The sequence below is a fragment of the Variovorax robiniae genome, assembly GCF_037889955.1.
Taxonomy (GTDB): Bacteria; Pseudomonadota; Gammaproteobacteria; order Burkholderiales; family Burkholderiaceae_C; genus Variovorax; species Variovorax robiniae.
Genome location: NZ_JBBKZS010000031.1, coordinates 1 through 13,971, shown reverse-complemented (window position 1 = coordinate 13,971; position 13,971 = coordinate 1). Strand labels below are relative to the sequence as shown.

General features: G+C 64.5%; 7 protein-coding genes. 2 read left to right on the top strand and 5 right to left on the bottom strand.

Going from position 1 to position 13,971, the window contains the following annotated elements:
• Positions 1-598: 598 nt before the first annotated feature.
• A complete protein-coding gene (locus tag WKW79_RS33615) occupies positions 599-2,008 on the bottom strand; it encodes an FAD-binding oxidoreductase (protein WP_340339579.1) in 1,410 nt (469 codons plus the stop codon).
• Positions 2,009-2,672: 664 nt separating this feature from the next.
• Between WKW79_RS33615 and WKW79_RS33610 the strand changes: the two genes are divergently transcribed.
• Positions 2,673-5,831 carry a putative Ig domain-containing protein gene (locus WKW79_RS33610; RefSeq protein ID WP_340339578.1) on the top strand — a complete coding sequence of 1,053 codons (3,159 nt, stop codon included), beginning with the start codon at positions 2,673-2,675 and terminating at the stop codon, positions 5,829-5,831.
• 728 nt (positions 5,832-6,559) lie between these two features.
• Here WKW79_RS33610 and WKW79_RS33605 read toward each other — a convergent pair.
• Together WKW79_RS33605 and WKW79_RS33600 are read right to left on the bottom strand one after the other, a co-directional pair.
• Positions 6,560-7,609 carry a universal stress protein gene (locus WKW79_RS33605; protein ID WP_340339577.1) on the bottom strand — a complete coding sequence of 350 codons (1,050 nt, stop codon included), beginning with the start codon at positions 7,607-7,609 and terminating at the stop codon, positions 6,560-6,562.
• A 92-nt stretch (positions 7,610-7,701) separates the two neighbouring features.
• Complete coding sequence (locus WKW79_RS33600) at positions 7,702-8,103, bottom strand: GreA/GreB family elongation factor (protein WP_340339576.1); 402 nt, start codon at positions 8,101-8,103, stop codon at positions 7,702-7,704.
• Between the two features lie 1,809 nt (positions 8,104-9,912).
• Here WKW79_RS33600 and ggt point away from each other — a divergent pair.
• Positions 9,913-11,829 carry a gamma-glutamyltransferase gene (gene ggt, locus WKW79_RS33595; RefSeq protein ID WP_340339575.1) on the top strand — a complete coding sequence of 639 codons (1,917 nt, stop codon included), beginning with the start codon at positions 9,913-9,915 and terminating at the stop codon, positions 11,827-11,829.
• A 584-nt stretch (positions 11,830-12,413) separates the two neighbouring features.
• Here the strand turns inward: ggt and WKW79_RS33590 are convergent.
• Together WKW79_RS33590 and WKW79_RS33585 are read right to left on the bottom strand one after the other, a co-directional pair.
• Positions 12,414-13,262 (bottom strand): TauD/TfdA dioxygenase family protein, encoded by an 849-nt coding sequence (locus tag WKW79_RS33590; RefSeq protein ID WP_340339621.1) that lies wholly within the window; start codon positions 13,260-13,262, stop codon positions 12,414-12,416.
• Between the two features lie 246 nt (positions 13,263-13,508).
• The coding region (locus tag WKW79_RS33585) for a porin (protein WP_340339574.1) at positions 13,509-13,971 on the bottom strand (463 nt) is incomplete at its 5' end.

Below are 13,971 nucleotides of genomic sequence, written 5' to 3'. Positions count from 1 at the left end.
CCGATCCTGACCGTGCAACCGCTTTGACGAACGTCAGCTTCTGCACAGGCTGAGGGGATCGCATCGCGTTGGCTCCCCGGGCTGCTCTGGATCACGCGCGGAACGGTCATCTGGGGGCGAGGCGCGGCGTTGCAGCATTTCGCGAAGCTAATGCGAGCACCTGACGGCTGGACCCGGAGTACGGGCGGGGTTCGGGTCGTGCCGATCGGCGACGACGTCGCCGAGGTCGATGTGCCGGTGAAGTTCACGACCGGTCCGGCCAGGCAGGCACCGCATAGCCGACTCCCCCTGAACCAGGTGCTCGTGAAATCGGGGGCGCCTGGCGCGTGTTGTCCATCTTTCCGATTGCTGCACCGGCACCTCGAGGCGATCGCTGAAAGGTACTGCGCCTCAGGCAGTTGTCCATGCGGGCACGGGTCTCTGCGTCGGTCATGGTCGCATGCCAATCCCCGCTGCGCGGCGGCAGCGGTCTTCGGAACTCGCCGCCCGCCACCCGCCCGCCTCGACAGGCCATGAACTGTCCGTGCGCCGCTGTGCCCGCGATCAAGCACGAGCAGTCGAGCGCCGCTGGCGCCAGAGCAATCCGCTCAACGGCAGTTCAGTCCGAGGTGGACGATTCAGATGATGCTACGGGCTGGATATTCTGGTTCATGTGGAACAGGTTTCCCGGGTCGTACTTGCGCTTGATCAACGCCAGCTTGTCGTAGTGCGGTCCGAAATTGTCCTTGACCCGGCCCTGGTCGTCCTCGGCCATGAAGTTGATGTAGCCACCTGCCTGCGAGTGGGGCTCCAAAGCCTTGTAGTAGTCCTTCACCCACTTCGTGTTCCTGGTGTTGTCAGCGGGATCCGGCCACATTCCAGCGATCACGGTCGCAAAGCTCGCGTCCCGATGGCCCCATGCGGTCGCGTCGGGCTTCACGCGGTGGCACGCTCCGTTGATCGGGTAGATGTGCATCGTGGAGTTCACCACCGGCACCTGCGGCCCGAACCGGGCGTGTGCCTCGATCGCACCATCCGTCAACTCGGTCGCGAATGAGGCCTTCCAGTAATGTTGCAGGCCCGGAGGCAGCAGTGCATCGAAAAGGCCGTTGATCACGTGGTACGGCATCGGCGCGACCATCTCCGCAACGACCGGCGCCGCGCCGCGTATCTTTGCCATTTCCGCGTCGGCCTGGTCCATCGGCCCTGCCCAACACGAGACGATTGCAATGAACGTCTTGCCATGGTCCTCGGCTTTGATGAAGGGCAGTGGCGGGGCAATCTGGAACGCGGGGAACAGCCCCATTTCCTCCGGTGCTTTCGCCACATAGTCACGGTAGAACTGCAACACCTCGCGCACCTTCTCGATCGGATAGAAGAAGATGCCTGCCGTGATGTCCTTCACCGGGTGCAGCTGGAACTCGAACGAGGTCACCACGCCGAAGTTTCCGCCTCCGCCGCGGATCGCCCAGAAGAGATCCTCGTTCTCCACCGCACTCGCCATGCGGAACTGTCCGTCCGCCGTGACGACATCCACCGAGAGCAGGTTGTCCAGCGACAGGCCGAACCCGCGCGTGAGGTAGCCGATGCCGCCGCCAAGCGTCAGCCCGGCGATGCCGGTCGAGCCGATGATTCCGCCGGTCGTCGCCAATCCGAACGGGTACGTCGCGTGATTGAAGTCGGCCCACAGGGTCCCGCCGCCTGCCCGCGCCGTCTTGCGATTCGGATCGATCCGCACGCCTTTCATCTGCGAGAGGTCGATCACGACGCCCCCGTCGCACGTCCCAAATCCGGGGACACTGTGCGACCCGCCGCGCACCGACAGATCGAGGCCGTTCTCACGCGCATAGTCGACTCCGGCCATCACGTCGCCCACGTCGACCGCACGGATCACTACCAAGGGCCGGCGATCGATCATGCCGTTGTAGACCTTGCGCGCCCCTTCGTAGCCCTCGTCGGTGGGAGTGATCACCTGCCCGCGAGCGCGCTCGCGAACACCGTCGATCGTCGGCTTGGCCATCGTTGTCATCGCCGCACCTCCGTTTCTGTCGCAAATTTCGGGCAATCAATATGCGCTCGATGAGGAGCGTCGTCAATGACGCACACTCGGGCCGTCGTGGCGCGCAAGCTGCGAACACCCGCTGCTGCGCCGCGCAAGCCATGCACTGCCCGAGCCAATCCTGGTGCGCCCGACATCGCGGCCCGCTCGACCCAGAACTACTGTTTTTTTCAATGTCGGCTTCGATGCGGGTGAGCAGCCGCCACGTGCGCAGAGGTGACCCTCCACCCTTGCCGACAGATCTGCTTGAAGCCGGTAGTGGGTTGTGCAAGGCCACAAATGCGCGATGGCGTCGGCCAGTGGGCGGCGCCCGTGGGGCATCGTCCTCACGATTGAATGGCTGCTCTGGTGCCCGACCATTGGGCGCGCGCCCGTGGGTTGACCATTCGCCTTGGAACAAGGGCGCGGTTGCCTTTTTCATATTCTTGCGCCGCAGCACTCGATGGAGCAAGATCGAGTTGCCCAAGATCAGTTCGCTTCAGCGGGGTTGCTGTTCCGGAGGGGGATCATGCACACGAGGCGCTTTCTCTCTGCGCTCTTCCTGGTTCTGGCCGCCATCATCGGCGGATGCGGCGGCCATGGCCAAGGCCAAGCCATAGGCCCAGGCCAAGCGACTCAAGCGCCGCCAACCGGCTTGCACTATCGTGACACCTCGATCATCTACGTGATCGGTGAGCCGATCGAGCCCAACGTGCCCATCGGCAGCGGCGGCGCCGCCGCCGAGTACAGCGTGTCGCCGGCGTTGCCGCCTGGGCTGGCGCTTGATGCAACGACCGGCGTGATCAGCGGCACACCCACGTCGGCAACGACTGCCGCGATCTTCCTGGTGACGGGCCGGAACGCGGCAGGCAGTGCAACGGCACGGCTGGAGATCGAGGTGCGCAACGTCGTAGTGGCGCCGGAAGGCCTGCACTATCTTGACGGCTTCGTCATCTACTTGGCCAACGAGTCGATCGTGCCCAACACGCCGAGCAGCAGCGGCGGCGAGATCCGGCTCTACAACGTGTCGCCGGGGTTGCCGGCCGGCCTGGCGCTCGATGTGCACACCGGCGTGATCAGCGGCACGCCAAGCGTGGTCACTCCGCTGACCGTCTACACCTTGACCGGCAGCAACGCCGCCGGCAGTTCCTCGGCGCGCCTGGAGATCGAGGTCAGCGCACAGGCGGTGCCACCCACAGGACTCGTCTACTCGGCCCCTGCCGCCGCCTACACCATCGGGCACCCGGCGGTGCTCAACGTGCCGCACTACGCAGGCGGAGAAGTCACGTCGTTCTCGATCTCGCCGACGCTGCCGGCCGGACTGAGCCTGGACACGCAAACCGGCGTGATCGGCGGCACGCCCATGGCGGCAAGCCCACTGGCCGTCTACACGGTCACCGGCCGCAATGCCGCGGGCAATGCCACCGCCCGCCTGCAGTTCGAGGTGGTGCCTGCCCTCGTTGCATCGGCCGGTCTCCACTACCTCGACGCGTCGATCACGTACGTGACCCACGAGCCGATCATCCCCAATTCGCCCAGCAGCACGGGCGGGCTCATCACGCACTACACAGTGTCGCCGGCGCTGCCCGCTGGACTGAGCCTGGATTCACAGACGGGCGTGCTGAGCGGCATGCCAACCCAGGCCACCGCGCCAGCGGTCTACATCGTGACCGGCAGCAACGCGGCTGGCAACTCGGTCACGCGCCTGGAGATCGAGGTCATGGATACGGTGGTGGCGCCGGCAGGCCTGCACTATCTCGACACCGCCGTGATCTATGTGACCAACGAAGCGATCGTGCCCAACATCCCGCAATATTCTGGTGGCGAGATCACGCGGTTCTCGGTGTCGCCGGCCCTGCCGGCGGGACTGAGCATGGATGTGCAAACGGGTGCCATCAGTGGCACCCCGCTGGTCGCGCCAGCCCAGGCGACCTACACCGTCACCGGCCGCAACAGCGCCGGCGCGGCACACGCGCTGCTTCGCATCGAGGTGCGTGCGCAAGTGCTGCCGCCCGCGGCGCTCACCTATGCCGACGCGAGCGTCATCTACACCGTCGGCGAAGCGATCGTGAGTGACCTGCCTCACTATTCCGGCGGCGAGATCACGCTGTTCTCGGTGTCCCCCGGGCTGCCGGCGGGCCTGAGCCTCGACGCGTCGACTGGCGTGATCAGCGGCATGCCCACCGCTGTCACGCGCGCCACGGTCTACGCGGTGACCGGCCGCAACGCGGCTGGCAGCGCGACAGCGCGCCTGCAGATCGAGGTCGAGCCCACGATTTTCGAGCCGTCCGATCTTCACTACCTTGATCCCGCAGTGGTCTACACAACCCATGAGGCGATCACGCCGAACACGCCCGCCAGTTCGGGCGGGGCCATCACCCACTACGTCGTGTCGCCGCCGCTGCCCACGGGTTTGAGCATGGATTCACTGACCGGCGTGATCAGCGGGCTACCGAGTGACCCGGCGCCGCAGGCGATCTACACAGTCACTGGCACCAACGCCGAGGGAGCTGCCATTGCGCAGATCAGCATCGAGGTCCGCGCACAAGTGTCGGCACCCGTAGGCCTCGAGTTCGAAGATGAATCGGTCGTCTACACGGTGGGCGATCCGATTGCGCCCAACGTGCCGGAGTATTCCGACGGAGAGGTCACGCAGTTCTCGGTGGCGCCACCCTTGCCCGCTGGCTTGAGCATCGACTCGCTCACCGGCGTGATCAGCGGCACACCCTCCGCGATCCAGGCAGCAACCGTCCACACGATTACGGCCAGCAACGGCGGCGGCAGCGTCTCGACACAGGTGACCATCGCCGTGTACGACGAGCTGGCCGGCAGATGGCGGCCTGCCAACTCGCTCAAGCAGGCACGTGCACGCCATACAGCCACCTTGCTGCTCAACGGCAAGGTTCTGGTCGCAGGCGGGAGCCGGAACCTCACCACGGCCGTCCTGTTCGAACCGGCCACGGGAGAGTGGTCTTCCACCGGCAGCACCAGCTCGAGTCACGAAGGGGCCTCTGCAACGCTGATGGCCGACGGCCGTGTGCTCATTGCAGGAGGCGGGGTAGTCGCCACCGAACTCTACGACCCGGCGACCAGCGGCTGGTCGTCGCGGGGGAATCTGGCCCAGGCCCGTGTCAGTCACACGGCCACGCGGCTGCTCGATGGTCGGGTGCTGGTGACCGGCGGCGCGGTCGGCAGCACGGTCGTGTCGACGGCCGAACTGTACAACCCGTCCTCAGGCACCTGGGTCCCGACTGGCGACCTCGGCCAGCCACGCGTGTACCACGGGGCAGCACTGCTTCCGAACGGCAAGGTGCTGGTCATGGGAGGCTCGAGCACCGCCGACGGCCGGGGCGGCCTCGCCACTGCCGAGTTGTACGACCCGGCAACAGGCACGTGGTCAGCGACCGGCACCCTGGGCGCTGGCCGCACGGCGTTCAGTGCCACTGCGCTGCCGGACGGCCGCGTGCTGGTGGTCGGCGGCAACAATGGGAGTGTCAACCTGCCGAGCGCGGAGCTCTACGACCCAACCGCCAACGCATGGGCGTCCACCGGCACGCTGAGCCGGGAACGCTCCAAGCACAGCGCCACGCTGTTGGCCGATGGCAGGTTGATGGAGGTCGGAGGGCTGGGCAAGCGCAACCGTCGGCTCTCATCCACAGAGATCTGGGACCGTACAACGGGGGCGTGGTCGACTACCAGCAGCCTGAAGCGGGCGCGGTTCGATCACACGGTCACGCTGCTTCCTGACGGCCGAGTGCTGGCCGTGGGAGGATCGCGCGGCAACGGCTTGGCTTTGGTCGAGATATTCCAGTGATTCCGGTTGTGAGAACGGCCGGCCTTGAATGGAGGGCGCCGACATCAGGCCGCGGTTTCGAGACCGGGAAGCTCCACACGCAGTGATCCGGTGACTCGTCGATCGTCGCCCCGAATGCAAGGCGAGGTTTGGCTTGGCTGTCGCAATCAAGCAAGACAACACGTTCGACCACCTGGCGAATTGGTCCTATTGCATTGCCCGTGCGCGGTGCTACGAGTCTGCTTCCTCCATGGACGGTAGACGTACTACGTGAAGCGCCGCTGAGAGTTCGTGGGCCGCTGAACCGGTGACCCGCCGCGCGGCACTTGCGGAGCTGGCGCGAGAAGTAGCCCTCTGCAAATGTGTTGGCGATCGAACACGCTTGCTCATTCGCCGGGCATCTTGTCGAACGCGAGGCGGGGCGCGGCTGCGGCGGGTTGTCCCTGTTGGTCATCCACATAGCCATGCATCGCCCAAGGGGACAACTGGAAAGTTGACTTCTGCAAATCAAGCGTCGTCAAAGCCAGCAACGCCGAGAGTGAGGAGGGACTTGCCCATCGAAAGCCTGGCCTTCGTGAGGCACTGGTTCGGCTGGGCATTGGAAAAAGTTCGTCCACCGCACTCCTGCGGTGTCGCAACGCCGTGTCAGCTGTCGCGAAGAACGCGAAGCGAGCGACAAAGAAGCTGTGGCGCATTGCATGGCAGACCTTGATCGGCCAGAGCAGCGCCCCGGAGCCGGGCGACCTTCTCTACGGGACTCGAATCGGCAAGTCGCAGCTATCCGAAGCTGACCGATTCGGCTGAGGTTTCTTTGATCCGCCAAGCACTGCTGCTGGATTGGGAAAGTGTGGTGGATTTGGTGCGCCGGCTCTCACCCGGCGCACTGCGGGCGCTTCCATTGAAAGCCTTTTCATGGCGACGGCGCTGGAAGCCGGCTGGTGGTCGTGGGGTACCACGAGGACGTCGGTGTGCGAGTAGTCGAGAATCCGATTCGCCGTACTGTCGAAGAAGAAGTCGCTCAGTCGTGACGAGGGGTGCCTGCCGACGACGATGAGCTCGGCGCCACGGGTTTGCTGTTGCACGACCGTCTGTCGGGCCGCGTCACCGTGGCCGACGGCGGACGAGACACGATTGCGCCTCGTGTCATACGAGTCCGTCAGCCAGAAAATCCTGTCCTGCGCGTAGCGCCGGCACTCGCTGCGGTAGACCTTGATCGCGTGATCTGAGACCTCGGCGTACCGAAGCTTGCCCTCGATGACTGAGCTCACCGCATGGAAGAGCTCGACCTGTGCCGACTTGCTCAGAGCAAAGCCAATGTCCACAAGTCCGGCCGACACCTCTGTGAAGTCGACGGCGACTATCAGGCTGCGGTAGTTGTGCTCGGCCTCACGTCGCACGACAAGAACGGGCCGGCGGGCCCTTCGCAGCAGCTCTTCAACCGGCTGCCCCAGAAAAAAGGACCGCAAGCTCTGCACCGGGGCTGTACCCCAGGCAACGAGGTCTGCGCAGATCACCTCGGACAGGACGTCCTCGACGGTGAAGGCGAGCCGACTTGCTGCATGCACTTGGATGCCATGGCGCTCGCTGAGCTGCAGAGCGTGGTGCGCTAGCCGGGTGGCAGCATCTGCTGGCGCAGCCTCACCAGGGTAGGCAAGGCAGACCAGCTTGAGCTTCGCGCCGTGCTCTGCGCAAAGAAGGGCTGCGCGAGCAAGCGCGTGGTTCCCCTGGGCAGAGAAATCGGTGACAGCAAGAATGGAGTGAGGGGTCAAGGCAAAACCTTTCGACACGGCGAGTGCCAACCATCAATGCGCGAGATCGCGGCCAAGGGGTGTGGGTTGCTGCTAAGGAAGGCCCGATCGAGAGCCATGGGTGCGACCTGGTGGTCGACGGGCTACCGGGAATAGTCGCCTGCAGCCTCAGGCTGGTACTGGATGGCAGCGATTTCTGCAGCGCACTGTTCGCCAGCGGGCGTGAGCCATCTGGCGATGTCGCCCGTTCTCAGGCCGAGGATGCCGACACCAGCTGGCGAAAGCACCGAGATGCAGCCGGCAGCGGGCGCCGCGTCTTGGGGATAGCAGATCGTGAGCACCTGGCGCCTGCGCGTGCGCACGTCGACCATCTCGACGCGCGAATACATCGTGACGACATCGGTGTCGATTGCACGGGACTTCGTGACCTCCGCGCTTGCGAGCAAATCCGCGAGAGTGGGCGGAACCTGCCGGCTTGAAAGCTTCGTCAGACGGGCGAAATCAAGGTCGGTAAGCGTGCGCTCGCCGTGAACAACTGTATGCATAGCTGCACTCCATCTGATGCGAACACCGTGTGAGAACGGCATCCGTTACGCGCGCCGTTTGTGCCCGGCGGTGGATGGTTGCGCTGAAGGGAAAGAGCGGACCGCCGGGCTTAGGAATGTGCTGGCGTCAGCTGACGACGCGCCTTCACAGCAGCCGCAATTGCAGAGGGCGCCGCAAGGTGCAGCGCAGCCAAGGCAACGGATGTGCAAATGAGGGGGTTGGTCATGAGGGTAGTGTAGGCAGTTCAACCTGTTCTGCAATCGTCGGGCCCAATGCCCTCACGGCGTCTGCCAGATTGCACATTCCGACGGAACGGCAGCGCACCGACGATGATCAGAAATCCGGGAACAAGGATCGCGACGAGAATGATCAGCCCACCGCTCCAGCCCCCAGCGGGCCTGTCATCACCGCCTCGAGGAAAGCCGCGAAGGTGAAACGGGGGACCGGGCACGGCCTGTGCGGCGCCGTAGTCGTAAGGAATGCGTCGTTCGTGACGAGGCCATCGGGCACGACACTGCCGGCTCGGCCGACTTCCGTCGAGAGGCATCCTGGCGTGGCATGCTCAAGTGCGCGCCAGCGAGCTTCGAGCCGCAATCACAAACTCGAGCGACGGCGTTCACCCTGCGAGCATCGGATTACGTCGAGCCTCGTCGATACGTCTCTGCCTGATAGCGTCCGCGCAACTCGGATGCCCGGCGTTCTGGCTCTTTGCACACAGTTCGTTGATGCACACCGCTCGCAAGAGGAACATTTCGCCTTGGCAGGATGCGGTGACGTCTGGCGGAGAAGCTTTGCTTGGAGCTTCACCTCTGCGGCGAGAATCCCTGTCCAATGTCGGTGCCGAATGCGCCGTCACCGCCCTGGGTTGCGGCTTTCGAGCCGAACGCGGTGGGACGGAAGGATGTGCCGGTCCCGGATCGAGCGGAAGCACCTCACCCCGGAGGATGACACCATCGTCAAGACCCGCAGCGGACGCGCGGTGGTCGAGACCTTGAGGAACTTCCGGAGCGCGCGTGGCCACAGGCGCTTTCGAGCGCAAAAGCTCCGCGGAGGCATCCTTCATGATGAACTGCGACGGCGGCGCCGTGCGCACGCCACGGTACGCGTACCAACAGAGAAAGCCGACGCTCAGGACAAGCGGCATGGCCAGAGTCCATAAAAGCGTATTCAAGAACTCTCGGCGAACGCGTCGAATCGAGCTGCCAGACCTTGTCTTGCCGGCGCTGACCTCCCGTCCACGCGACACGATTCGCGAATCACTCCTGCCCTGCTGAACAAGCGCGCACGAACAAACCGAGCAACGCAGGGCGCGGTGGTGATTCAGGGTCCGACAGAACGCGCACCTCTTCAATCCTCCTTGCTCGCCGCGCCACATCATCTCCAAGACAACGCCAAGCTTCCCGAACTCCACGCCCGACGAACCTGTTATCTCTTTCTGAAGCGATGCACCCATGACCCTCTCCATCGCCATTGGATATTTGGCTCACTGAATGTACGCGCCGGTCAAAGGCAAGATGTAGGAAGCAACCGCAATCCGTCTTCATCGTTCATGCTGCATCGTGCACTTTGACGAGAAGCTCGCACAGGGCGTCCCCCACATTTTGTCAGGCATGCCGAAGGGAGAACGCTGACCCTGCATGAAAGCGTTCGCGCATCGATGGTCAAAAGAAGCACCGAGATTCAGGCCGGCAGGCTAGCATTGCTTGTAGCTTCGTTGCTTCGGACTCGCAAAGGTCGAGTCGGCATGGCGCGACGGCGCAAGCCCTGTTTTGGTCGAGAAGTGCAATTGGACTGTGGAGAACTCGTTCATGGCTGAATACAACTTGATCCCGACCCGCATCGCCATCCGCATTGCCGCCGTGCTTGCGTGCAGTGCGTTCACCTTCGTCCACGCTGACGAGGGCGGTGACCAGACACCCGGGGTCGAGAGCTCTGTCCCACGACCGCCGCAAGCCAAGGGCCATCCCCCCTCCTGGGCAGGCAAGGCCTTCCGGCAGGGTGTGGTCGCTGTGGCCAACCCTTATGGCGCCGAGGCCGGCGCCCAGATCCTCGAGCAAGGCGGCAACGCCATCGACGCAGCGGTGGCCATCGCCTATGCGCTCAATGTCGTCGAACCCCAGTCGGCAGGCATCGGCGGCGGGGGATTCATGATGATTCACATGGCCAGGATGGGCCAGACGTTCGTGATCGAGACCCGGGAGAAGGCACCTGGTGCTGCGACCGCAAACATGTTCGTCGGCGTGCCAAGTTCGACATTGCAGGGCGTCGCGGTGGGCGTGCCAGGCATGGTGCGCGGTACTTCTATGGCTCTCGAACGCTTCGGCAACCTCGCGCTGGCCGAGGTGATACAGCCGGCCATCAAGTTGGCCGACGAGGGCTTTGCGGCAACGCCGCGGTATACGGCGGTCAGTTGCAACAACGGAGGCCGCTCCACGAACTCGCCAGAATCGGCCGCCTACTTCTGCCCCGGCGGACAGCCGGTGCCGTTAGGCTCGCTGGTGCAGAACAAGCCCCTCGCGGATACCTTCCGGCTCTTGGCGGCCAATGGGCCGGACTGCTTCTACAAGCTCATGCCCGAGAAAGGCTGTGACATCGCCGCCGGCATCGTCGAAGGTCAGAAGTTCAACCGGCCGCAGGCACCCAATGGCAAGGGCGGCAGCATGACGCTGGCTGATCTTGAGAACTACCAGGCCAACGTTCGTCAGCCCGTGGTCGCGACCTATCGCGGCTATACGATCAAGGCCATGTCGCCACCCAGTTCCGGCGGGCTGACGATGTTGCAGATGCTCAAGATGCTGGAACGCTTTCCCATCGGCGACGCGAGCCAGGGCTACGGCTTCGGCTCTCTCAAGACAACCAACGTGATGATCGATGCGATGCGGATCGGATTCGCCGATCGCTCGCAGTGGATGGGCGATGCCGATTTTGTGCCGGTGCCTGCCAAGGGGCTGCTCGCCCCGGGCTATGTGAGCCTGCGCGGCGCGGCGATCGTACCGGGGCTGCGGCTGTCACCGAATCCGACCGCAGGTGACCCGAGACCTTATGACATCGCAGGCATCAGAGCCACGCGGCGCCTGGCGGTGGCCGAGCCTGTCACGGGCCCCGGAGAGACGACAACCCACTTTTCGGTGGTCGACAAGTGGGGCAACATGGTCACCTACACCAACACCATCGAGTCTTCGCATGGCATTGGCGTGTTCGCGGGATACAAACGCAGCGATGGGTCATTCAGAAACCACGGCTTCCTGCTCAACAACGAGTTGACCGACTTCAACACCACGCCCAGTACCAATCCGTACACCGGAAGTGCTGGCTTCAACGACGTGCAGCCCAACAAGCGGCCTCGCAGCAGCATGAATCCGACGATGATCTTCTCACCGGACGGCACACCACTGGTGGCCTACGGATCGCCGGGCGGCGCATCGATCATCAATTCGGTGCTCAATGTGACGATCAATCTCATCGACCACAAGATGTCGCTGCAGGAGGCCATCGACGCGCCCCGGCTTTCGGTGACCAGTACCGGTAGCACCGTGAGCATGGAGCCAGGATTCCCCCAGGCCACGATCATCGGGCTGGGGGGCATGGGCTACACCGTTGGCATCACGGCGCCGGGTGGCGAAATCGGCTCAGTCCAGGCGGTGATTGTCGACGCGCACACGGGCAAGCAGTATGGGGCGGCCGACAGTCGGCGCGAAGGCACCGTGATCGGCCTTCCGCGCTGATGACACGCGCGAGCACCGTCCCGTCGGCATCGGCTCTGCGCATCACTGATCGTGATCAGCTCGAAGCAGGCGATCGCTTTGCCGGGGCGCAGGCGCCCATCATTGAAACACCACCTCCGATGCCGTCAACACGCCGTTGACGACTTCGTCGCCGTGGACGTTGACCTTCACGCCCTTGCCCAGGTTGGGCGCGGTGCCGTTGCCGAACACCACGCCCGGCCCGCTGGCGTCCCGCTGGCGTCCACAGGTTGGCCGCGAACGCGGAAGTAGGCCTTCGACCTGAACGCCCCAGCATGAAGGCTTGCGGCCCCCAGGTCGGCGATCGACAGCGCGAGGTGCTTCGGATCCTCTGCCATTACCAGCAGCCACAGGGTCCGGGCCTCGGGTTCGGCCGACGTCGCTGTCTGGGGCAAGCCGGCGCACCTGGCCGCTGCCGGAACATTCCGGCGCCGGCGCACATGCGCGTCATCATCTGCGCGCGAGCCACCTCGCGCCGCAGGAGCCCACGATCCGCGACATGCAGCGCCGCGCCAGCGGCGTTTCCACGACCGGTGACTCGCCGCAGGCGGGACCCGTCGGGTTCCTCAGCAGGGCCTGTCGCCAACGATTCCCGCACGTTCGAGCTTGCGTACCGCCGGCCAGAAGTCTTGTGCCGCATAGTGTTGCGTGCAACGGTTGTCCCAGATCGCGACGCTGTTCTTCCTCCAGCGGAATCGGACCTGGTATTCGGGTACGCTGGCCTGGCTCATCAGATAGTGCAGGAGCAGGCCGGCGCCGGGGGCGTGGTCCAGGCCGAAGCGCACGTTGTCAGGCGTGTGGAAGTTCGTGAAATGCGTGGTGAACGCGTTCACGAACAGGATCTTCTCGCCGGTCTCCGGGTGCGTGCGCACCACCGGATGCTCGGCATCGGGGAACTGGGCATGCAGCGCCAGACGCTTGTCGATCGGCATGGCCGCGCCGAAGCTGGCCTCGATGCTGTGGCGCGCGCGCAGGGGCGCGATCTGTGCCTTGACATGCCCGGGCAGGCGCCGGTAGGCCTCGCCCATGTTGGCCCACAACATGTCGCCACCGACTTCCGGGCCTTCCACGCAGCGCAGCACTGCGCCCATCTGCGGGCACTCGCGCCAGGTGGTGTCGCAGTGCCAGGCGTTCTCGTACTGCTCCTGTCGGCTGTCAGGCCCCTTGTAAATGCGAACCAGCCCGGGGTGATCGGGGTCGCTGCCGACCACGGGATGGTCTTCCAGAGGCCCGAAGCGTCGGGCGAAGGCCACATGCTCTTCGCGCGTGAAATGCTGATCGCGCAGGAACAGCACCTTGTGCGTGAGCAGCAACGCCCGGATCTCGGCGAACAAGGCGTCATCGTGCACCGCGTCGGCCAGGTCGACCTCATGCAACTCGGCACCGATGGTGGGAGTCAGCGTTTCGACACGCATCGTGCGCGCGCGGCCGCTGATGGGTGTTGCAGCCGCGGGGATACGGCTATCGTCGGCAGTGCTCATCCTTGTCTCCTTGGCTCTCGTGGCCAGATGGCTGCCCTTCGGTCCAGTCGACGGAGAGGCAGCGTTGCGCGTCATGCAACGCGGAAATAATGCAACTCAATGTCGGGGCACCTGTCGCCCCACGACCGCAACGCCAGCAAGTCGGCGATCATTCGACAGACCTCAAAAGCCCGCGCGCGCTTAGAACGCGTGGCGGATGCCGAAGTCGTAGCCCATCGCGTTCTTCGCCTCGTAGCCCTGCCCGGTCGTCAGGAAGGTATTCGTGAAGCCCGGCGTGCCGGCCACGAAGGTGCTGTTGGCGTTGAAGTTGGCGCCGTTCTTGTTCTTGATCAAGGCCGCGGTGGCGTACAGCGCGGTGCGCCGGGACAGGTTGTAGACACCGCTGAGGGCGAACTTGTCGGCCTTCGGGTCCGGCGGAATCAACGCAGCAGCGACCGTGGGTGCCGAGGTGTAGTTCAGCTTGACGCGCGACCAGGCCATGCGGATCAGGGCCGGACCGACCGGGATGGTCGCGCCGAGGAGCGTGCCGTCGCCCTTGAAGTCACCCGTGCCGATGGGCGGCGGGTTGACGTAGTCGAACACGTTCTTCACGCGCGAGATTTCACCGAACAGCTTCACGATCCCGAAGTCATACGAAGCGCCC

Bases quoted from the DNA above. Each gene is read 5' to 3' on its own strand.
- WKW79_RS33590 (WP_340339621.1), bottom strand. From the start codon at position 13,262: ATGCGTGTCGAAACGCTGACTCCCACCATCGGTGCCGAGTTGCATGAG.
- WKW79_RS33600 (WP_340339576.1), bottom strand. From the start codon at position 8,103: ATGCATACAGTTGTTCACGGCGAGCGCACGCTTACCGACCTTGATTTC.
- WKW79_RS33615 (WP_340339579.1), bottom strand. From the start codon at position 2,008: ATGACAACGATGGCCAAGCCGACGATCGACGGTGTTCGCGAGCGCGCT.
- ggt (WP_340339575.1), top strand. From the start codon at position 9,913: ATGGCTGAATACAACTTGATCCCGACCCGCATCGCCATCCGCATTGCC.